15 protein-coding genes and 2 pseudogenes are annotated in these 20285 nt (G+C 73.3%); 13 read left to right on the forward strand and 4 right to left on the reverse strand.

Annotated elements, in window-relative coordinates; all coding sequences use genetic code 11:
* Window positions 1-5 precede the first annotated feature (5 nt).
* From ACWCV3_RS11645 to ACWCV3_RS11700, 12 genes are all read left to right on the forward strand, one after another.
* A complete protein-coding gene (locus ACWCV3_RS11645; RefSeq protein WP_451221981.1) occupies window positions 6-1151 on the forward strand; it encodes an ROK family glucokinase in 1146 nt (381 codons plus the stop codon).
* Window positions 1148-1729 (forward strand): sugar kinase, encoded by a 582-nt coding sequence (locus ACWCV3_RS11650; protein WP_451221983.1) that lies wholly within the window; start codon window positions 1148-1150, stop codon window positions 1727-1729. The genes ACWCV3_RS11645 and ACWCV3_RS11650 overlap by 4 nt, the downstream gene beginning before the upstream one ends.
* A gap of 82 nt (window positions 1730-1811) precedes the next feature.
* Window positions 1812-4637 carry an SNF2-related protein gene (locus ACWCV3_RS11655; RefSeq protein ID WP_451221985.1) on the forward strand — a complete coding sequence of 942 codons (2826 nt, stop codon included), beginning with the start codon at window positions 1812-1814 and terminating at the stop codon, window positions 4635-4637.
* Window positions 4634-6493, forward strand: coding sequence for an SWIM zinc finger family protein (locus ACWCV3_RS11660; protein WP_451221987.1), 1860 nt, complete (start codon window positions 4634-4636; stop codon window positions 6491-6493). The genes ACWCV3_RS11655 and ACWCV3_RS11660 overlap by 4 nt, the downstream gene beginning before the upstream one ends.
* Before the next feature lie 128 nt (window positions 6494-6621).
* Window positions 6622-7965 (forward strand): bifunctional 3-oxoadipate enol-lactonase/4-carboxymuconolactone decarboxylase PcaDC, encoded by a 1344-nt coding sequence (gene pcaDC / locus ACWCV3_RS11665; RefSeq protein WP_451221989.1) that lies wholly within the window; start codon window positions 6622-6624, stop codon window positions 7963-7965.
* Window positions 7966-8033: 68 nt separating this feature from the next.
* Entirely contained in the window at window positions 8034-8669 is a 636-nt protein-coding gene (locus ACWCV3_RS11670; RefSeq protein WP_451221991.1) for an MBL fold metallo-hydrolase, read from the forward strand.
* Window positions 8670-8705: 36 nt separating this feature from the next.
* Window positions 8706-9485, forward strand: coding sequence for an exodeoxyribonuclease III (locus ACWCV3_RS11675; protein ID WP_451221993.1), 780 nt, complete (start codon window positions 8706-8708; stop codon window positions 9483-9485).
* 16 nt (window positions 9486-9501) lie between these two features.
* Window positions 9502-9921 (forward strand): DUF6278 family protein, encoded by a 420-nt coding sequence (locus tag ACWCV3_RS11680; RefSeq protein ID WP_451221995.1) that lies wholly within the window; start codon window positions 9502-9504, stop codon window positions 9919-9921.
* Window positions 9922-10056: 135 nt separating this feature from the next.
* Window positions 10057-10800, forward strand: coding sequence for an amino acid ABC transporter ATP-binding protein (locus ACWCV3_RS11685; protein ID WP_451221997.1), 744 nt, complete (start codon window positions 10057-10059; stop codon window positions 10798-10800).
* 17 nt (window positions 10801-10817) lie between these two features.
* Window positions 10818-11735 (forward strand): glutamate ABC transporter substrate-binding protein, encoded by a 918-nt coding sequence (locus tag ACWCV3_RS11690; RefSeq protein ID WP_451221999.1) that lies wholly within the window; start codon window positions 10818-10820, stop codon window positions 11733-11735.
* Between the two features lie 11 nt (window positions 11736-11746).
* Complete coding sequence (locus tag ACWCV3_RS11695; protein WP_451222001.1) at window positions 11747-12391, forward strand: amino acid ABC transporter permease; 645 nt, start codon at window positions 11747-11749, stop codon at window positions 12389-12391.
* Window positions 12388-13269, forward strand: a complete 882-nt coding sequence (locus ACWCV3_RS11700; RefSeq protein WP_451222003.1) for an amino acid ABC transporter permease — start codon at window positions 12388-12390, stop codon at window positions 13267-13269. The genes ACWCV3_RS11695 and ACWCV3_RS11700 overlap by 4 nt, the downstream gene beginning before the upstream one ends.
* A 49-nt stretch (window positions 13270-13318) precedes the next feature.
* Here ACWCV3_RS11700 and ACWCV3_RS11705 read toward each other — a convergent pair.
* From ACWCV3_RS11705 to ACWCV3_RS11715, 3 genes and pseudogenes are all read right to left on the reverse strand, one after another.
* Window positions 13319-14107 (reverse strand): annotated as a pseudogene (locus ACWCV3_RS11705) (CocE/NonD family hydrolase C-terminal non-catalytic domain-containing protein); the annotation flags it as partial.
* Between the two features lie 114 nt (window positions 14108-14221).
* On the reverse strand, window positions 14222-14977 hold the full coding sequence (locus ACWCV3_RS11710; protein WP_451222005.1) for a hypothetical protein: 756 nt from the start codon (window positions 14975-14977) through the stop codon (window positions 14222-14224).
* A gap of 139 nt (window positions 14978-15116) precedes the next feature.
* A pseudogene (locus ACWCV3_RS11715) lies at window positions 15117-15506 on the reverse strand (alpha/beta fold hydrolase); the annotation flags it as partial.
* Between the two features lie 277 nt (window positions 15507-15783).
* On the opposite strand from ACWCV3_RS11715, the gene ggt reads away from it, so the two are divergent.
* A complete protein-coding gene (ggt, locus tag ACWCV3_RS11720; protein WP_451222007.1) occupies window positions 15784-17553 on the forward strand; it encodes a gamma-glutamyltransferase in 1770 nt (589 codons plus the stop codon).
* A 27-nt stretch (window positions 17554-17580) separates the two neighbouring features.
* Here ggt and ACWCV3_RS11725 read toward each other — a convergent pair whose 3' ends face one another.
* Window positions 17581-20148, reverse strand: coding sequence for an ATP-dependent Clp protease ATP-binding subunit (locus tag ACWCV3_RS11725; protein ID WP_451222009.1), 2568 nt, complete (start codon window positions 20146-20148; stop codon window positions 17581-17583).
* Window positions 20149-20285 lie beyond the last annotated feature (137 nt).

Genomic DNA, 20285 nt, shown 5'->3' on the forward strand with positions numbered 1-20285 from the left:
GCCCGATGAGCACCTACCGCGACCTCCCCGCCCCCATCGGCTCCCGCCGCGCCCCCGCCCTGCGCACGGTGGGCACCCGGGAGCGCCGCTCCCACCTGACCGCGCCCCGCGTGCCCACGGTCGGGATCGACATCGGCGGCACCAAGGTCATGGCGGGCGTCGTGGACGCCGACGGCAACATCCTGGAGAAGCTCCGCGCGGAGACCCCGGACAAGTCCAAGAGCCCCCAGGTCGTCGAGGACACCATCGCCGAACTCGTGCTGGACCTCTCCGACCGGCACGACGTGCACGCCGTGGGGATCGGCGCGGCGGGCTGGGTCGACGCCGACCGCAACCGCGTGCTGTTCGCGCCCCACCTGTCCTGGCGCAACGAGCCGCTGCGCGACCGCCTCGCCGCCCGGCTGTCCGTGCCCGTCCTGGTGGACAACGACGCCAACACCGCGGCCTGGGCCGAGTGGCGCTTCGGCGCCGGGCGTGGCGAGGACCACCTGGTGATGATCACCCTCGGCACCGGCATCGGCGGCGCCATCCTGGAGGACGGCCAGGTCAAGCGGGGCAAGTTCGGGGTCGCCGGCGAGTTCGGCCACATGCAGGTCGTGCCCGGCGGACACCGGTGCCCCTGCGGCAACCGCGGCTGCTGGGAGCAGTACAGCTCCGGCAACGCCCTGGTCCGCGAGGCGCGGGAGCTGGCCGCCGCCGACTCTCCGGTCGCCTACGGGATCATCGAGCACGTCAAGGGCAGTGTCGGCGACATCACCGGCCCGATGATCACCGAGCTGGCCCGCGAGGGCGACGCCATGTGCATCGAGCTGCTCCAGGACATCGGCCAGTGGCTCGGCGTCGGCATCGCCAACCTCGCCGCCGCCCTCGACCCCTCCTGCTTCGTCATCGGCGGCGGGGTCAGCGCGGCCGACGACCTGCTCATCGGCCCCGCGCGGGACGCCTTCAAACGCCACCTCACCGGCCGCGGCTACCGCCCCGAGGCCCGCATCACCCGCGCCCAGCTCGGCCCCGAGGCCGGCATGGTCGGCGCCGCGGACCTGGCCCGGCTGGTCGCCCGCCGGTTCCGCCGCGCCAAGCGCCGCCGGGTGGAGCGCCACGAACGCTTCGAGCGGTACACCCAGGGCCGCCGGGACCGGGACACCGCATGACCACCTCGCTTCCGCACCAGGCGGCCCCCCCGGCCACGCCGCACCCGGCGGGGGAGGACCCGCGGCACCGCGTCAAGCGCCGCGCCCTCACCCTGCTGATCATCCTGCTGCTCACCGGCGTACCGGCCGGCTACCTGGTGATCTCCGCCAACCAGAGCCGGGACAGCGGCAAGGACAAGGAAGCGAAGTACTCCGCCACCGGCCTCACCCCCGGCTGGCCCTCCAAGGTGCAGCGCCGCCTCTACCAGGTGCCCGTACCGCACCCCGCCGACCGGCTCGCCTACTACGAGACCAACAACTGGAAGACCAGCCGCCTGTACGTGCGGTTCCGCACCAACGCCGCGGGCCTGGACAGCTTCCTCGGCACCCTCGGCATCCGCCGCGACCAGCTGAGGCAGGGCGCCGTCACCATCGGCGCCCGCGACCGCCAGATCTCCGGCTGGGACCTCACCGGCCCCGGCGTCTGGTCCGGCTTCACCCACAAGCAGAAGAACCCGGCTCCCACCCAGGACGTGGTCGTGAACACGGCCGACCCGGTCTTTCCGACGGTCTACGTGGTCAGCCGCACGGTGCCCTGACCTCGCCGGGAAACCCGTTGTCAGACCCCGCCCGTACAGTCGGACACGGTTCATCCGACAGGGACGGGAGGTGACAGGACACATGAGTGACGGCACGGTTACGGCGACGGTTCCCCCGTGGGCCGAGGACACCGTCCCGGCACGCCTCGCCTGCGTGTTCCTGCCCGCGTCCCTCCCGCGCGAGGCCCGCATCGCCTTCTGGGACCCCGAGGGCGGGCCCCTCCCGGACGCCACCGACGAGCTGACCGTCGTACGGCCGCACGGCGCGGGCGTACGGCGCCGTCAGGTGCCCGCGCTCACCCTGCCCCTCGCCGACGTCCTGCCGCTGCTGGTCCGCGCCCGGCACGACCCGGCCGCGCACCCCGCCACCGCCTGCTGGGGGGCCGCCGCACTGCACGCGCTGCGCCTGACCGCGCGGGGACGGCTGCTGCCCGGGCTCACCCCGGGCGGACACGACGCCTGGCGTGCCGGGCCACTGGAGCCCGGTGACATCGCGCACCTGCGCGCGGTGGCCGCCGCGATGCCGCCGGAGGGCCACGCCGTGCCGCTGCCCTGCGCCGGACCGCTGACCCTGCCCGAGCCCGAGGCCCTGGTCCGCGCCTTCCTGGACGCCGTCGCGGACACCCTGCCCCGCACCCCCGCCGCCCCGTACACCGACGGACGCCCCTTCGCCGCCCGTGAGCCCCAGCCCCTGCCCGGCGCCCAAAACTGGGCCGCCGAGGTGGCCGCGGGCATGGACGCGGGCGTACGCGTCTCGCTGCGCCTGGACCTGTCCGGGTACAGCGTCTTCGACACCGGTGACGACGAGCGGACGCGGGCGGCCGGTGCCGCCGTCGTCCAGGTCCACAGCCTGGCCGACCCCACCCTGGTCGCCGACGCGGCGGCCGTGTGGGCCGGGGAGGCGGACGCCTTCGGGCCCCGCGCGCGCGTGGACGCCGCCCTCGCCGTCCGGCGCGCCGCGCGGGTGTGGGCGCCGCTGGACCGGCTCGCCGAACAGGACGTGCCCGACGTGCTCGCCCTGTCCGAGGAGGAGGTCACCGACCTGCTCGGCGTCGCCGCGAGCCGGCTCGCCGCCGCCGGGGTCGCCGTGCACTGGCCCCGCGACCTGGCGAGCGACCTCGCCGCCACCGCCGAGATCCGCACCGCCCCCGGCTCGGCGACCGACGGGACCGGGTTCTTCGAGAGCGGGGAACTGCTCGGCTTCCGCTGGCAGCTGGCGCTCGGCGACGACCCGCTCACCGAGGCCGAGATGGACGCCCTCGCCGAGGCCCACCGCCCTGTCGTCCGGCTCCGGGACCGCTGGGTCCTGGTCGACCCCGCCCTGGTGCGCAAGGCCCGCAAACGCGAGCTGGGGCTGCTCGACCCGGTCGACGCGCTCGCCGTCGCCCTCACCGGCACCGCCGAGGTGGACGGCGAGACCGTGGAGGCCGTACCGACCGGCGCCCTCGCGGCGCTGCGCGACCGGCTCACGGCGGGCATCGCCCCGGCCGAGCCGCCCGCCGGGCTCGACGCGACCCTGCGCGACTACCAGTTGCGCGGCCTCGCCTGGCTCGACCTGATGACCTCACTCGGGCTCGGCGGCTGCCTCGCCGACGACATGGGACTCGGGAAGACGATCACCCTCATCGCCCTGCACCTCAAGCGCGCCCGCCCCGAGCCGACCCTGGTGGTCTGCCCCGCCTCCCTGCTGGGCAACTGGCAGCGCGAGATCAACCGCTTCGCGCCCGGTGTCCCCGTCCGCCGCTTCCACGGCGCCGACCGCAGCCTCGACGGCCTCACCGGGGGCTTCGTCCTCACCACCTACGGCACCATGCGCTCCGCCGCCGAGCAGCTCGCCGGGCAGCCCTGGGGCATGGTCGTCGCGGACGAGGCCCAGCACGTGAAGAACCCGTACTCCGCCACCGCGAAGGCGCTGCGCACGATCAGGACCCCCGCGCGTGTGGCGCTCACCGGCACCCCGGTGGAGAACAACCTCTCCGAGCTGTGGGCCCTGCTCGACTGGACCACGCCCGGCCTGCTCGGCCCCCTGAAGTCCTTCCGTGCCCGGCACGCGCGGGCAGTGGAGAACGGCGAGGACGCCGAGGCGGTGGAGCGGCTGGCGCGCCTCGTGCGGCCGTTCATGCTGCGCCGCAAGAAGTCCGACCCCGGCATCGTGCCCGAACTCCCGCCCAAGACCGAGACCGACCACCCGGTCCCCCTCAGCCGCGAACAGGCCGCGCTGTACGAGGCCGTGGTGCGCGAGTCGATGCTCGCCATCGAGGAGGCGGACGGCATCGCCCGCCGGGGCCTCGTGCTCAAGCTGCTCGGGGCCCTCAAGCAGATCTGCGACCACCCGGCGCTCTACCTCAAGGAGGAGCCCCGCCCCGGCCGGCTCCCCGCGCGCTCCGGCAAGCTCGCCCTGCTGGACGAGCTGCTGGACACCGTCCTCGCCGAGGACGGCTCGGTCCTGGTCTTCACCCAGTACGTCGGCATGGCCCGGCTCATCACCGCCCACCTGGCCGACCGCGCGATCCCCGTCGACCTCCTGCACGGCGGTACTCCGGTGCCCGAGCGGGAGCGGATGGTGGACCGCTTCCAGTCCGGCGGCATCCCGGTCCTGGTGCTCTCCCTCAAGGCCGCGGGCACAGGGCTGAACCTCACCCGCGCGGGACACGTCGTCCACTTCGACCGCTGGTGGAACCCCGCCGTCGAGGAGCAGGCCACCGACCGCGCGTACCGCATCGGGCAGACCCAGCCCGTCCAGGTCCACCGCCTCGTCACCGAGGGCACCGTCGAGGACCGCATCGCCGACATGCTCACCGCCAAGCGCGCCCTGGCCGACGCGGTCCTCGGCTCCGGCGAAGCGGCCCTCACCGAGCTGACCGACCGCGAGCTGACCGACCTCGTGTCTCTGCGGAGGCCGGCGTGAGTGCCGGGGAGCGGACCCCGGCGGAGGAGGCCCGCGAGGCGCTGCGCGCGGCTCGGGCGGGTGCCTCGGGGGAGCCTGCCGAGGCAGGTCCCGGACCGGCCGACGGCCCGGAGCCGGGGGCGGTGTCCGAGGCCCGGCCCGGTGAGGCCGCCCGGGCCGCGCTGCGGGCTGCCGTAGCGGCTCGGCGTGAAGGGGAGGCGGCGCCGGAAGAGGCCGGGGCCGGTCCCGGTGAACCGGCCGCCCCGCCCGCCCCCGAGCCGGCTCCCACCAGCCCCCGCCCCGGCGACGCGGCCCGCGAAGCACTCCGCGCCGCCCGCCGGGAGACCGACCGGACAGAGCGGCGCCCCCGGAGGACCACCCCGAGCCCCGCGCCCGCCGAGGGCCGCTCCGCCCACGCCCAAGCTGCCCGCGACATGAGGAACTTCCTCAGCACCGCCTTCCGCATGCCCGACCTCGCCGACGACCCCGAGGCCGGGGCCCCGCCGCGCACCGGCACCCCGGAACCCGCCACCGAGCACGCCCCCGCCCCGCCCGCGCCCGCCACCACCCCGTCCCGCACCCCCGGCCAAGCCGCCCCCGCCCACCACCCCTCCTCCATGGCCACCCCCCACCGGGACAACGAACTCCGCCGCACCTTCCCTCCGTTCGCCCCCCGCCCCGAGCCGCGGGAGTTCGCCACCACCTGGTGGGGCCAGGCATGGGTCGACGCCCTGGAGAACACCGCGCTGGACGCCCGCCGGCTGGCCCGTGGACGCGGTTACGCGGACGCCGGCCATGTGGACGCGATCACCCTGACACCGGGACTGGTGCTGGCGTACGTGCGGGGAAGCCGCCCGCGCCCGTACCGGGTGCAGTTGCGGCTGCGGAGGCTGGGCGAGGAGGACTGGGAGCGCCTGCTGGAGGCGGCGGTGGACAGCCCGGCCGACATCGCCGCGCTGCTCGACAAGGAGCTGCCGCACACGCTGGCCGACCGGGGGGTGCCGCTGCTGCCCGGCCCCGGCGACCTGATCCCGCAGTGCAGCTGTCCCGACTCCGGCCGTCCCTGCAAGCACGCGGCCGCGCTCTGCTACCAGACGGCCCGCCTGCTGGACGCCGATCCGTTCGTCCTGCTCCTGCTGCGGGGCCGGGGCGAGCGGGAACTGCTGGACACGCTCTCCCGGCGCAGCGCCGCGAGCGCGGCCCGTGCCGCACGGGAGCGGGGCCCGGCCGCGCTGCCCGGCGTGCGCGCGTCCGAGGCGCTCGCCGGACGCCCCCTGCCCCCGCTCCCGGCCCCGCTGCCCTCGCCGGCGCACCCCGAGGCGCCCCCCGCGTACCCGGCGGCGCCGGGCGGTCCCGACCCGTTCGCGCTGGACCAGTTGGCCACCGAAGCCGCCGCCCGCGCGCACGCGCTGCTCACCACCGGCCGCGACCCGGTGGGCGGGCTGACGCTGTGGCAGGACGCGGTGCGCCTGGCCGCCTCCCGCCCCGGCTCCGGCCTGACCGCCGCCACCCGCGGCCTCTACGCCAAGCTGGCCGCCGCCGCGGACCGCACCCCCGCCGAGCTGGCCCGCGCTGTCGCCGCGTGGCGGCAGGGCGGCCTCGCGGGGCTCACCGTGCTGGAGGAGTCCTGGGACCCGCCGGCCGGCCGCTTCGACCGGGCCCGCCCGCTGCTGCTCGCCGCCGGCCTGCCCGCCTTCCGCCCCTGGCGCAACCAGCTCACCCACCCGGCGGGCCACGTCCAACTCCGCCTGGGCCAGGACGGCCTGTGGTACGCGTACGAGTCGGAGCCCGGCCACGACGACTGGTGGCCGCGCGGCGCACCCGGCCTCGACCCGGTCTCCGCCCTCACCACCTTGGACATACCGGCCGCCCCCTGAGCGCGGCGCGCCCGCCGCACGACCGCCGTGAAGACCGTGTGAGAGTTCGCCGCGCTTTCCGGGGAGCCCCCCGCCACGCACCGGGCCCCCCGGCCCGAGGGGGCCGTCCGGGCGGTTAGCGTGGTCCGGTGAGTGAGAAGACGACCCCCGCCCTTCAGTACCGGTTCGACGGCCCGGAAGACGCCCCCGTGCTCATCCTGGGCCCCTCCCTGGGCACCACCTGGCACATGTTCGACCGCCAGGTGCCGGAACTGGCCAAGCAGTGGCGGGTCCTGCGCTTCGATCTGCCGGGCCACGGCGGCGCCCCCGCCCACCCGGCCGGCTCCGTCGCGGAGCTGGCCACGCGCCTGCTGACCACCCTGGACGGCCTCGGCGTGCAGCGCTTCGGCTACGCGGGCTGCGCCCTCGGCGGGGCCGTCGGCATCGAGCTGGCCCTGCGCCACCCCGAGCGGCTCGCCTCGCTCGCCCTGGTCGCCGCGTCGCCGCGGTTCGGCACGCCGGACGAGTTCCGTCAGCGCGGCGTGATCGTACGCACGAACGGGCTCGACCCGATCGCGCGAAGCGCGCCGGACCGCTGGTTCACCGGGGGCTTCGCCGCCGCGCAGCCCGCGATCACCGAGTGGGCGGTGCAGATGGTCCGCACCACCGACCCCGGCTGCTACATCGCCGCCTGCGAGGCGCTCGCCGCCTTCGACGTACGCGCGGAGCTGGGCCGTATCGGGGTGCCCACGCTGGTGCTGGTCGGCTCGGAGGACCAGGTCACCGGTCCCGCCGAGGCCCGCACGCTGGTCGCCGGCATCCGCGACGCCCGGCTCGCGGTCGTGCCCGGCGCCTCCCACCTGGTACCCGTCGAGCAGCCCGCCGCCGTCACCGACCTGCTGGTCCGCCACTTCTCCACCGCCTGGCAGCAGCCCTTCGACACCGGCCAGACCGCCCTCCCGGCCGCCGCCGCGCCCGTCAAGGCGCCGGCCGGCCCCGCGCCGGTCGCCATGCCCACCCCGGCCCCCGTCCCCGCCCCCGCCGCGCCGCCGCGCGGCGGGCCGGTCGCCGAGATCGCGGCCGCCGCCGAGCCGTCGCAGCCGGTCGCCCCGCCGGAACGGTACGAGACGGGCCTCAAGATCCGCCGCGAGGTGCTGGGCGACGCGCACGTCGAAGGGGTGCTCGCGCGAGCCGACGAGTTCTCCGGCGACTTCGAGGAACTGGTCACCCGCTACGCCTGGGGCGAGGTCTGGGACCGGCCGGGCCTGGACCGCAAGTCCCGCAGCTGTGTCACGCTCACCGCGCTGGTCGCGGGCGGGCACCTGGAGGACCTGGCCGTCCACACCCGCGCGGCACTCCGCAACGGGCTCACCCCGCAGGAGATCAAGGAGGTGCTGCTCCAGGCCGCCGTCTACTGTGGTGTCCCGGCGGCGAACAGAGCCTTCCGCGTGGCCCGGCAGGTCATCCGCGAGGAGACCACGCCCGCCGAGTGAGGCCCCCGGCCGTCCGAGGCGGCACGATGGAGACGGAGAGCGGCCCGACGACCAGGACGGGAAGACACATGAGGTTCACCAAGAAGTCCCACGCCTGCGTCCGCCTGGAGAAGGACGGCCGGACGCTCGTCATCGACCCCGGCAACTTCAGCGAGCCGGACGCGGCGGCCGGCGCCGACGCCGTCCTCGTCACCCACGAGCACCCGGACCACTTCGACGAGGGCCGGCTGCGCGCCGCGCTGGAGGCGAACCCGGAGGCCGGGATCTGGACCCTCGAGTCGGTCGCCGGCCGGCTCACGGCCGCCTTCCCCGGCCGGGTGCACACCGTCGGCCACGGCGACACCTTCACCGCCGCTGGCTTCGACGTGCAGGTCCACGGCGAGCTGCACGCCGTGATCCACCCGGACATCCCCCGTGTCACCAACGTCGGCTTCCTGATCGACGGCGGCAAGGTCTTCCACCCCGGCGACGCCCTCACCGTCCCCGGCCAGGCCGTGGAGACCCTGATGCTCCCGGTGATGGCGCCGTGGAACAAGATCTCCGAGGTGATCGATTACGTTCGCGAGGTCAAGCCCCGCCGGGCCTACGACGTCCACGACGCCCTGCTCACCGACCTGGCCCGCCCGATCTACGACCGCCAGATCGGCGGCCTCGCCGACGCCGAGCACCTGCGCCTGGCGCCGGGGGCCTCCGCCGAGCTGTGAGGCCGGCTGTCACACCCGGCCGGTAGGTTGTGGGACATGCGTATCGCCACCTGGAACGTGAACTCGATCACCGCCCGTCTCCCGAGGCTGCTGGCCTGGCTGGAGAGCAGCGGCACCGACGTGCTCTGCCTCCAGGAGGCCAAGGTCGCCGAGGAGCAGTTCCCGGTCGAAGCCCTGCGCGAGCTGGGCTACGAGTCGGCGGTCCACGCCACCGGCCGGTGGAACGGCGTGGCGGTGCTCTCCCGCGTCGGCCTGGAGGACGTGGCCAAGGGCCTGCCGGGCGACCCCGGCTACGAGGGGGCCCAGGAGCCCCGCGCCGTCGCGGCCACCTGCGGCCCGGTCCGCGTCTGGTCGGTGTACGTGCCCAACGGCCGCGAGGTCGGCCACCCGCACTACGCGTACAAGCTCCAGTGGCTGGACGCCCTGCGGACGGCCGTCGCCGGGGACGCGGCGGGCGGCCGCCCCTTCGCCGTCCTCGGTGACTACAACATCGCCCCGGCCGACGACGACGTGTACGACCGCGCCGCCTTCGAGGGCGCCACCCATGTCACCTCCGCCGAGCGTGCCGCCCTCGCCGCGCTGCGCGAGACCGGCCTGAGCGACGTGGTGCCCCGCCCGCTGAAGTACGACCACCCCTTCACGTACTGGGACTACCGCCAGCTCTGCTTCCCCAAGAACCGGGGCATGCGCATCGACCTGGTCTACGGCAACGGCCCGTTCGCCGGCGCGGTCAAGGACGCCTACGTCGACCGCGAGGAGCGCAAGGGCAAGGGCGCGTCCGATCACGCGCCGGTGGTGGTCGACCTGGACGTCTGATGCCACGCTGGGGTGCATGAACATCCCGTTCCTGGGCCCCCGGCACGGCAAGAGCGGTGACGCGGCGCTCCCGGCCGACCCCGAGGCCATCGCCGCGCTGCTGTCCGAGTGCGAACTGCTGCGCTTCCAGGCGGACCGGGCGGGCGTCCGCCTGGACGACACCCCGGCCTCCCTGGAGGCGCTGGACCAGCTCGTCCCGCTCTGGCGAGACGACCCCGAGACCCTTCCCTGGCTGGGCAACGACGCCGGGCTCTACCTCGGCACCGTGGTCGTGCGCACCGTACCCGGTGCCCTCTGGCGCATCAGGCGGGACGGAGAGCCGGTTCTGCGGCTCGCCTCCGGCCGGGAGTTCGAGGTCAGCGAGCCCGGCCGTCAGTGGGCCGCCAGCGGCCTTCCCGAGCTGTCCCAGCTCTACGCGGAGATCGCCGAACCGTGAGCCCGGCACCTCCCCACGCCGCACAACTGGGGCGTAAATACGGCTAATGCCCCGGGGTGCGTGTCGTCCATACGGTCCGGCACGGTCTGGATAGTTTCGGCCACTACGACTCGGCGAGAGTGAGTAGGGCTGCGGATGGCCGTCGATCCGTTGATCGAACTGCGTGACGTCAACAAACACTTCGGGGAGCTGCATGTCCTTGAGGACATCGACCTGACCGTCGGCAAGGGGGAGGTGGTCGTGGTCATCGGCCCCTCCGGATCGGGGAAGTCGACGCTGTGCCGGGCCATCAACCGGCTGGAGACCATCGAGTCCGGCACCATCACGATCGACGGGCGGCCGCTTCCCGAGGAGGGCCGGGCGCTGGCCAGGCTCCGGGCCGAAGTGGGCATGGTCTTCCAGTCGTTCAACCTCTTCGCCCACAAGACGGTGCTGGAGAACGTCTCCCTCGCGCAGACCAAGGTGCGCGGCCGCAAGAAGGCCGACGCCGACCGCCGCTCGCGTGAACTCCTCGACCGGGTCGGGCTGTCCGCCCACGCCGACAAGTACCCCGCCCAGCTCTCCGGCGGCCAGCAGCAGCGGGTGGCCATCGCCCGCGCCCTCGCCATGGACCCCAAGGCGCTGCTCTTCGACGAGCCCACCTCCGCGCTCGACCCCGAGATGATCAACGAGGTGCTGGACGTCATGCAGCAGCTCGCCCGTGAGGGCATGACCATGATCGTCGTCACCCATGAGATGGGATTCGCCCGCTCCGCCGCCAACCGCGTCGTCTTCATGGCCGACGGCCGGATCGTGGAGGACCGCAGCCCCGAGGAGTTCTTCACCGCCCCCCGCAGCGAGCGGGCCAAGGACTTCCTCTCCAAGATCCTCAAGCACTGACCGGGGGAGTGCGTCCCATGTCCCGCCCCACCCGCGCGCCCCGCGCCATCGCTCTGCTCCTCGCCCCGCTCGCCCTGCTGGCCGCCTGCGGCAAGGACGGCAGCCCGCCCGTCAAGGGCCCCGCCCCCGGCCGGCTCCCGCACTACTCGGTCGACCGGAACTTCAGCCTGCCCGACTCCCCGACCTGGACCCGCGCCAAGAAGCGCGGCCACTTCGTCGTAGGCGCCAAGGAGGACCAGCCCTACCTCGGCGAGAAGGACCCGGCGACCGGCCGGTACTCCGGCTTCGACATCGAGATCGCGAAGATGCTGTCCGCCTCCCTCGGCTTCCCCGGCGACAGCGTCCGCTTCCGCACCATCGCCTCCGCCAACCGCGAGACGGCCCTGCAGAACGGCCAGATCGACTACTACGTCGGCACCTACACCATCAACGCCAACCGCAGGAAGCTGGTGGGATTCGCCGGCCCGTACTACATGGCCGGCCAGTCCCTGCTGGTCCGCAAGGACACCGACGACATCCACGGGCCCCAGGACCTCGACGGCCGACGCGTCTGCTCGGCGGCCGGCTCGACCCCGTACCAGCGCATCAAGGACGACTATCCGAAGGCCGTCCTGGTCGCCTACGACACCTACTCGGTGTGCGTCGACAACCTGCTCACCTACCAGGTCGACGCGGTCACCACCGACGACGCCATCCTGATCGGCTACGCGGCCAAGGCCCCCGGCGAACTCAAGGTCGTCGGCAGGCCGTTCTCCAAGGAGCCCTACGGAATCGGCGTCCCGCGCGACGACAACGCCCTGCGCTTCGCCCTGGACGACGCCCTCGCCGCTCGCGAGAAGAACGGCGACTGGAAGAGGGCGTACGACGCCACGCTGGGCCTGTCCGGCGTGCCCGCGCCGAAGCCACCGCCCATCGACCGCTACCCGGCGAACTGACCGAGGACGCCATGAACGTACTGACAGACAACTTCGCCGTCTACGCGGAAGGGTTCCTCGGCACGGTCGAACTGACCGTCTACGCCTCGCTGCTGGCCCTCGCGCTCGGCTTCCTGATGGCCTCCTTCCGGGTCGCGCCGGTCGCCTCGCTGCGGGTCTTCGGCACGGTGTGGGTGACCGTGCTGCGCAACACCCCGCTCACCCTGCTGTTCTTCGCGGTGCTGCTCGGCCTGCCCCGGTTCGGCCTCGTCCTGCCCTTCCAGGCGTTCGCGGTCCTCGCGCTCGGCTGCTACACCTCCGCGTTCATCTGCGAGGCGCTGCGCTCCGGCATCAACACCGTGCCCAAGGGGCAGGGGGAGGCGGCCCGGAGCCTCGGCATGACCTTCGCGCAGACCCTCGGCGTGATCGTGCTCCCGCAGGCCTTCCGCTCGGTGATCCCGCCCATCGGCTCCAACCTGATCGCGCTGGCCAAGAACTCCGCCATCGCCGGCGCCTTCAGCGTCACCGAACTGCTCGGCACCTACAAGACGCTGAGCGAGCTGGGGTACAACATCATCTGGACCTTCGTCTGGATCGCCGTCGGCTACCTGATCATCACGCTCGCCATCAGCGCCCTGTTCAACCTGCTGGAACGCAAGTGGGGAGTGGCCCGATGACGACCGACACCACCGCGCTCTACGACGTCCCCGGTCCCGCCACCCGGCGGCGGCACGCGCTGTACGCGGTGGTGTCCACCGCCGTACTGCTGGGCCTGGTCGCCTGGGTGCTCTATCTGCTCTTCTCCACCGGCCAGTTCACCGCCACCAAGTGGACGCCCTTCGAGTACAAGGGCATCCAGGAACTCCTGCTGCGCGGCCTCGGCAACACCCTCAAGGCGTTCGTCCTGGCCGCCGTGCTCTCCCTCGCCCTCGGCGGGGTGCTCGCCGCCGGACGCCTCTCCGACCACGCGCCGGTGCGCCGGCTGGCCACCCTCGTGGTCGAGTTCTTCCGCGCGATGCCCGTGCTGGTGATGATCTTCTTCATCTTCGTGGCGCTCAAGGTGCAGCCGCTGCCCGCCCTCGTCGCCGGACTGACCCTCTACAACGGCTCGGTGCTCGCCGAGGTCTTCCGCTCCGGCGTCAACGCGGTCGAACGCGGTCAGCGAGAGGCCGCGTTCGCTCTCGGCATGAGAAAAACCCAGGTCATGTCCTACGTGCTCGTGCCGCAGGCGGTACGCGCCATGTTGCCCGCGATCATCAGCCAGTTGGTGGTCGCGCTGAAGGACACCTCGCTGGGCTTCCTCATCACCTACGAGGAGTTCCTCCACGCCGGGAAGCTCATCGCCTCGAACCTCGACTACGATTTGCCGTTCATCCCCGTGGTGATGGTGATCTCGCCGATCTACATCGGGATGTGCATGCTGCTCTCGTGGTTCGCCGTCTGGGTGTCCCGCCGGGAGCAGCGCAGTCCCAAGACCGAGGCCGTGGCTGTCGCCGCGCCCGGCCCTGGGGCGCCGCTGCCGGGTGGAGAGCCACCCACGGCTCCGAAGCCGTGACGAGGGCGGCGGTTCACACGGGCCAAGCTCGTCCGGCGGCGGCCGGAGATCACTGCTCGCGCAGGGGGACCGACACGTACGACGGGTCGCCCTCCGGCGAGGAGAAGGTCAGCCGCGCGCCGGACGGGTTGTGCTCGATGTAGAGCGGATCGACCGTGTCGGCCACCAGCGCCAGCCGGTGCCCGGCCGGGACGTCGTAGGCCGTGGAGAACAGGTCCAGGTCCACCCCGAACGGCCGGCCCGGCGTACGGCCGTGCCAGGTCAGGGGCGCGTGGGTGACCAGCTTGCCGATGCCGAGCGGGCCCACGTCGTACAGGTAGGCCACGAAGGTGCCGCTCTCGGCGGTGGGGGTGAGCGTGGTGTGCAGCCTGGCGGTACCGCGCACCCGCTGGGGCGCCCCGTACCGCTCCGACTGCCAGACGGCCGCCCAGCGGCGCGGGAGCAGCGGGACGGAGGCCATCGGGGGCAGCCTGGTGACCTGGTCCATGAGACCCGAGAGCAGGACGATCCCGCCGTCCGCGCCGGAGTCGACGTCGGCGTGGATGGTGGTGCTGCCCGCCAGCGCGATCTTGCGGTCGGTGGCGGCGACCGACTTCCAGTCCGGGTAGCCCTCGTAGCCGCCGCCGGTGCGGAACGCCAACTGGACGGGCTGCTCCCGGTCGACGCCGTTGTCCGCGCCCATGAGGTAGTGGTCGAACCAGCGGCCGGTGTCCTTCCACACGTCGCCCGGCACCCCGAACAGGCCGGTCAGCTCCGGGGTCGCGTGGTCGCCGGGACGCAGCGGGAGGCGCTTGGGTCCGGCGAGTCTCTCGTAGAAGCCCGCGTACTGGTGCCATGGTCACTCCTGACGCGTACCGGTGCGAAAGTGACCCGACAGTAGTGGATTGTCGTTACCCCAAGTAACCCGTCGGTAAGTTACGTGCGGGTGACAATGGTCGAAGAGGGCTGCGTGCTACGAGGCGGGTGCCGCGGGGGCCGGTGTCTGCTCGGTCTCCGGGAACGGGGCCTGCGCCGCCCGCGTGACGTCGGCGGCCACCTCGACGAGATCGGGACCGTAGGCCTGGGAGTTGACCACTTTCAGCAGCAGCACGAACGAGCCGGAGCCGTACTTGCGCGCCAACCGCTCGTGATTGCGGGCCAGGTACCGCGTCGCCGCCTGGTTGGTGATCGCCCGCTGTCCGCAGAACAGGAACACCGGCCGCGTCCGCCGCCCCGCCGCGACCTTGGCCAGCAGTACGTACTCGGTCGTCCCGGGCTCCATGCGGTAGGTCTCCGTACCGATCCGGAACGCGCCGCGGTTCGGCCCCTTCTCCTTCTCGGTGTTCATCCGCACCCCCGGCAGCATCGCCGACATGTGCGCCAGCATCCGCCGGTTCGAGGCCGGGCCCCCCATGCAGAACTCCGTGCGCTCACCGAAGCCCTGGTGCGACACGTCCTGCGTCATCAACTGCGTGTTCGCGCCGCAGTCCTTGATGAGCGCGGACAACTCCAGCAACGCGAACACGTCGAACCGGTGCACCGCCGGCTCCGTCGCCCCCGGGTCCCGGTTCACGACGAACAGCGTCTCCGAGTTGTCCGGCAGCCCGAAGAACGCCTGCTTCCGCCGCAGCTTCCGCCGCCACAGGTAGGTACGGGCCGACCATCCGATCGCGGTACTGATGCCGGCGGCTATGACACCCAGGACGATGTTGCGCACGTCGTCGTTCATGCCGCCGGATGCTAGCGGGTCCGGTGCCCGAGGGGGTGGTCCCCGCCGCCCGAGCCGGGCGACGGGCGGACCTCGTGCGCGCCGTCCCCGGCCGGGAGAGCCGGTAGGCATGACGGACATGACCGAGCTGTACGCGTCCACCCTCGACGGGCTCCAGCCGGGCGCCTGGGACGCGGGCGACGAGCTCGTGCCCCTTGACCGGCGGGATCCAGGTGTCCTCCTGGCCCCAGCACACCAGGGCCGGGACGGCGATCTCGCCGTACCGCTCCTGGATCTCGTCGGTGTGGCGCTGGTCGGCCTGGGCGATCTGCCGGTAGGAGGCCGCCTGCCCCTCGCCCTGGACGGCCAGGGACACGTCCTGCCCCTTGAACTTCTCCGACTCGCCGTAACCGGGCATGTCCCAGACGAACACCTGGTGGTGGCGGGCGAGTGTCCGGGCGATGTCACGCCACACATAGGAGGAGAAGGGGGTGCCGTGCAGCAGCACGACGGGTTCCTGTCCGGGCTGCCCGAGGCTGTTCCGGCGCACGGTCCCCGCCGTGCTGCGATACGTCTCGCCGAGCCGCCGTTCGCGTACGTGCTTCGTCCCTGTCGGTCGCCGGCTGACCCATGGATGATCAAGCCGTCTGACCGAGCCTGCAACACGGGCGCGCCCATATGAGTCAGCCCGGCCGGCGAGCCGGAGCCGGCATGCGGGGCCCCGGGCCCCGAGGCATACTGTCGGCGGCCTCGGGGATCTGGTTACTCTGCGCGGACTGTGCTCTCGGGAGGTTCGGATGGGTCGTCGTGGTACGCGGAAGCCGGCGATGCTGGTGGCCTTGGCCGCCGTCGCCTCGATGGGGGCCGCCGCCCCACCGGCCACGGCGGGCGGGCCGGGCGGGAAGGCGCCCGTGGCGGTCGGCTACGGGGGCGCGGTCTCCAGCGTCGACGCCGACGCCAGCGCGGCCGGCATCGAGGTGCTGCGCAACGGCGGCAACGCGGTCGACGCGGCCGTGGCCACCGCCGCCGCGCTGGGCGTCACCGAGCCCTACTCGGCGGGCGTCGGCGGAGGCGGCTACTTCGTCTACTACGACGCCAGGTCCCGCACGGTGCACACCGTCGACGGCCGCGAGACCGCCCCGCTCAGCGCCCGCTCCGACCTGTTCCAGGAGAACGGCAAACCGCTGGCCTTCGCGGACGCGGTCACCAGCGGACTGAGTGTCGGTACACCGGGCACCCCCGCCACCTGGCAGACGGCGCTGCGCAGTTGGGGCACCAGCAGCCTCGCCCGGGTGCTGCGGCCGGCCGAGCGCATCGCCCGCGACGGCTTCACCGTGGACGACACCTTCCGCTCCCAGACCGCCGCCAACGAGACCCGGTTCCGCTACTTCCCGGACACCGCGCGGCTGTTCCTGCCCGGCGGCAGGCTGCCCGAGGTCGGCTCCACCCTGAAGAACCCGGATCTGGCCAGGACCTACGAGGAGTTGGGCCGCAAGGGCGCCGACGCCGTCTACCGGGGCGATCTGGGCCGGGACATCCTCACCACCGTCAACAAACCTCCGGTCGACCCCTCATCGGGCTGGAACGCCCGCCCCGGCAAGCTGACCGCCAAGGACCTGTCGAGCTACCGCGCCAAACCGCAGCGGCCCACCGACACCTCGTACCGCGGCCTGAAGGTGTACTCCATCGCGCCCTCCTCCTCCGGTGGCACCACCGTGGGCGAGGCGCTCAACATCCTCGAGAAGAGCGACCTCTCCAAGGCCAGCGAGACCCAGTACCTGCACCGGTACATCGAGGCGAGCCGGATCGCGTTCGCGGACCGGGGCCGCTGGGTCGGGGACCCCGCCTTCGAGAACGTCCCCACCAGGCAACTGCTCTCGCAGCGGTTCGCCGACTCGCGGGCCTGCCTGATCAAGGCCGACGCCGTGCTGACCAGCCCGCTCGCCCCCGGCGACCCCCGTCATCCGGCCGCCTGCGGAACCAGGGGCAAGGCCGCGCCGACCACGTACGAGGGCGAGAACACCACCCACCTCACCGTCTCCGACAAGTGGGGCAACGTCGTCGCCTACACGCTGACCATCGAGCAGACCGGCGGCAGCGGCATCACCGTGCCCGGCCGGGGCTTCCTGCTCAACAACGAGCTCACCGACTTCTCCTTCGCCCCGGCGAGCCCCGGGGTCCCCGACCCGAACCTGCCCGGACCCGGCAAGCGCCCGCGCTCCTCGATCTCCCCGACCATCGTCCTGGACCGGCACGACCGGCCGGTGGTGGCGCTCGGTTCGCCCGGCGGAGCCACCATCATCACCACCGTGCTCCAGACCCTCACCGAGTTCCTCGACCGGGGTCTTCCGCTGGTCGACGCCATCGCGGCGCCCCGCGCCAGCCAGCGCAACGCCGCCCAGACCGAACTCGAACCCGCCCTGTACGACAGCGCGTCGCGGGACCGGCTGGAACAGCTCGGGCACAGCTTCAAGCTCAATCCGGAGATCGGCGCCGCCACCGGCGTCCAGCGCCTGCCGGACGGCAAGTGGCTGGCCGCCGCCGAGACGACCCGGCGCGGCGGCGGCTCCGCCATGGTGGTGAACCCGACGGGCTGACCGCTTGGGTGCCTGACGCCGCGGGCCTCAGGCGCCCTCGCGCCGCGCCTCGGCCGGCTGGGCCTCCTGGCCCTGGACCCGGAAGTCCAGCCGCCCGTCCGCCACATCGACCGTCACCTCGCCGCCCTCGGCCACCGCGCCCCTCAGCAGCAGCCGCGACAACTGGTTGTCCACCTCGCGCTGGATCGTGCGGCGCAGTGGACGGGCGCCGTACTCCGGCTGATGGCCGCGCTCGGCCAGCCAGTCCACGGCCGCGTCGGTGAACTCCACGCTCACGCCCCGAGCGCCGGACAGCTCACGGGTGCCGTTGAGCAACAGGTCGGTGATCCGGCGCAGTTGCTCGGGCGTGAGCTGGCGGAACACCACGATCTCGTCGATCCGGTTGAGGAACTCCGGGCGGAAGTGCTCCCGCAGCGGCCGCAGGATCTGCTCCCGCCGCGCCTCCTCGTCCGCGTCCGCGCCGCCGGGCCCGAACCCGATCCCGGCACCGCGCCGGGTGATGACGTCGGAGCCCAGGTTGCTGGTCATCACGATCACCGTGTTGGTGAAGTCCACCGTCCGGCCCTGGGCGTCGGTCAGCCGGCCGTCGTCCAGCACCTGGAGCAGGATGTTGAAGACATCCGGGTGGGCCTTCTCCACCTCGTCCAGGAGCAGCAGCGAGTACGGGTTCCGGCGCACCACCTCGGTGAGCTGGCCCGCCTCCTCGTGGCCGACGTAACCGGGCGGCGCCCCGACCAGCCGGGAGACGGTGTGCCGCTCCTGGTACTCGCTCATGTCGAGCCGCACCATGCGGTCCTCGCTGCCGAACAGCGACTCCGCCAGCGCGCGCGCCAGTTCGGTCTTGCCGACCCCGGTCGGACCGAGGAACAGGAAGCTGCCGATCGGCCGGTTCGGGCTGGACAGGCCCGCGCGGGAGCGCAGCACGGCGTCCGCGACCACGTTGACCGCCTCGTCCTGGCCGACCACCCGCTCGTGCAGATGCTCCGCCAGGCCGAGCAGGCGCTCCTTCTCCTCCTCGGTCAGCCGGCTCACCGGCACCCCGGTCTGCCGGGACACCACCTCTGCGACGGCCTCCGCCGTCACCTCCAGGTGCTGCCCCTCGACGTCCTCCCCGTCGCCGGCCGCCTCCGAGATCCGCCGCTGGACGTCGGCGATACGGTCCCGCAACCGGGTCGCCTGCTCGTACTGTTCGTCCGCGACCGCCTGGTCCTTGTCCCGGACCAGCTGCTCGGCCTCGCGCTCCAGCGCGCGCACGTCCGCGCCCTTGGTCCGGGCGCCCAGCCGCACCCGCGCGCCCGCCTGGTCGATGAGGTCGATCGCCTTGTCGGGCAGCCGCCGGTCGGTGAGGTAGCGGTCGGACAGCTCCACGGCCGCCGCCAGCGCCTCGTCGGAGTAGCGGACCTGGTGGTGCGCCTCGTACCGGTCGCGCAACCCGCGCAGGATCTCCAGCGTGTCCTTGACGGACGGCTCGGGCACCTGGATCGGCTGGAACCGGCGGGCCAGCGCCGCGTCCTTCTCGATCCGCCGGAACTCCTCCAGCGTGGTCGCGCCGACGATGTGCAGCTCGCCGCGGGCCAAAGCGGGCTTGAGGATGTTGCCCGCGTCCATGGCGCCGCCCTCGCCGCCGGTACCGGCGCCCACCACGGTGTGCATCTCGTCGATGAAGACGACCAGCTTGTCCGAGTGCGCGCGGATCTCCTGCACGATGTTGTTCAGGCGCTCCTCGAAGTCGCCCCGGTAGCGGGTGCCGGCCACCACCGCGGTCAGGTCCAGCGCCACCACCCGGCGGCCCTCGAGACCCTCGGGCACGTCTCCGTCCGCGATGCGCTGCGCCAGCCCTTCGACCACGGCGGTCTTGCCGACGCCCGCGTCACCGATCAGCACCGGGTTGTTCTTGCCACGCCGGGACAGCACCTCGATGGTCTGCTCGATCTGCTTCTCCCGGCCGATCACCGGGTCGATGCGGTTCTCACGGGCCAGTTCGGTCAGGTCGCGCCCGTACTTGTCCAGCGTCGGCGTGGAGGTCGGCCGGGGGCGGTCCTGGCGGCCCTGCGCGGGCTCCGGGGCTTCGGGCGGGGCCGGGTCCGCCTTGAACCGGGCCGCGTGCAGGATGTGCCCGGCGGCCGAGTCCGGGTTCATGGCCAGGGCGCTGAGCACGTGCTCGGGGCCGATGTAACCGGCGCCGCTGGCCCGCGCCATCTCGTGCGCCTCCATCAGCGCCCGTTTCACGGCCGGGGTGAGGGACAGCGCGGCCCGCGGCACCTGGCCCGACGGGTGCTGCACGGGTCCGGCGCGGCCGTCGATCTCGGTGGCCATCGAGTCCGGGTTCGCCCCGGACCGGCTGAGCAGACTGCGGGTGGGCTCGCTGGACAGGGCGGCGCGCAGCAGGTGCTGGGTGTCCAGATCCCGGCTGCCGTGCTCCGCCGCGTACTGCGCGGCCCCCTTGACCAGCTCGCGCGCGGGCTGGCTCAGCAGGCGGCCTATGTCCAACTGGCGGGGGCCGCCGGGCTGGCCCGGATTCCCGGAGCCGCCGAAGAAGCGGGAGAAGAACTCCCCGAAGGGGTCGCCCTCGGGGCCGATGTAGCCGCTGGTCATCGTTTCCGTCCTTCGCAGACGACGCGTGCGGAGCGGCCGGGTACCCCGGATCGGCCGCTCTTGCAACGATGGCACGCTGACGGGGGAAGGGCACCCGCAGGCTTCGCCGCACCCCGGACCCGAGGTCTTTCGTTCGG

Source organism: Streptomyces sp. NPDC001781 (genome assembly GCF_053596035.1).

Bases quoted from the DNA above. Each gene is read 5' to 3' on its own strand.
- ACWCV3_RS11645 (WP_451221981.1), top strand. From the start codon at position 6: ATGAGCACCTACCGCGACCTCCCCGCCCCCATCGGCTCCCGCCGCGCC.
- ACWCV3_RS11650 (WP_451221983.1), top strand. From the start codon at position 1,148: ATGACCACCTCGCTTCCGCACCAGGCGGCCCCCCCGGCCACGCCGCAC.
- ACWCV3_RS11655 (WP_451221985.1), top strand. From the start codon at position 1,812: ATGAGTGACGGCACGGTTACGGCGACGGTTCCCCCGTGGGCCGAGGAC.
- ACWCV3_RS11670 (WP_451221991.1), top strand. From the start codon at position 8,034: ATGAGGTTCACCAAGAAGTCCCACGCCTGCGTCCGCCTGGAGAAGGAC.
- ACWCV3_RS11675 (WP_451221993.1), top strand. From the start codon at position 8,706: ATGCGTATCGCCACCTGGAACGTGAACTCGATCACCGCCCGTCTCCCG.
- ACWCV3_RS11680 (WP_451221995.1), top strand. From the start codon at position 9,502: ATGAACATCCCGTTCCTGGGCCCCCGGCACGGCAAGAGCGGTGACGCG.
- ACWCV3_RS11685 (WP_451221997.1), top strand. From the start codon at position 10,057: ATGGCCGTCGATCCGTTGATCGAACTGCGTGACGTCAACAAACACTTC.
- ACWCV3_RS11690 (WP_451221999.1), top strand. From the start codon at position 10,818: ATGTCCCGCCCCACCCGCGCGCCCCGCGCCATCGCTCTGCTCCTCGCC.
- ACWCV3_RS11695 (WP_451222001.1), top strand. From the start codon at position 11,747: ATGAACGTACTGACAGACAACTTCGCCGTCTACGCGGAAGGGTTCCTC.
- ACWCV3_RS11700 (WP_451222003.1), top strand. From the start codon at position 12,388: ATGACGACCGACACCACCGCGCTCTACGACGTCCCCGGTCCCGCCACC.
- ACWCV3_RS11710 (WP_451222005.1), bottom strand. From the start codon at position 14,977: ATGAACGACGACGTGCGCAACATCGTCCTGGGTGTCATAGCCGCCGGC.
- ggt (WP_451222007.1), top strand. From the start codon at position 15,784: ATGCTGGTGGCCTTGGCCGCCGTCGCCTCGATGGGGGCCGCCGCCCCA.
- ACWCV3_RS11725 (WP_451222009.1), bottom strand. From the start codon at position 20,148: ATGACCAGCGGCTACATCGGCCCCGAGGGCGACCCCTTCGGGGAGTTC.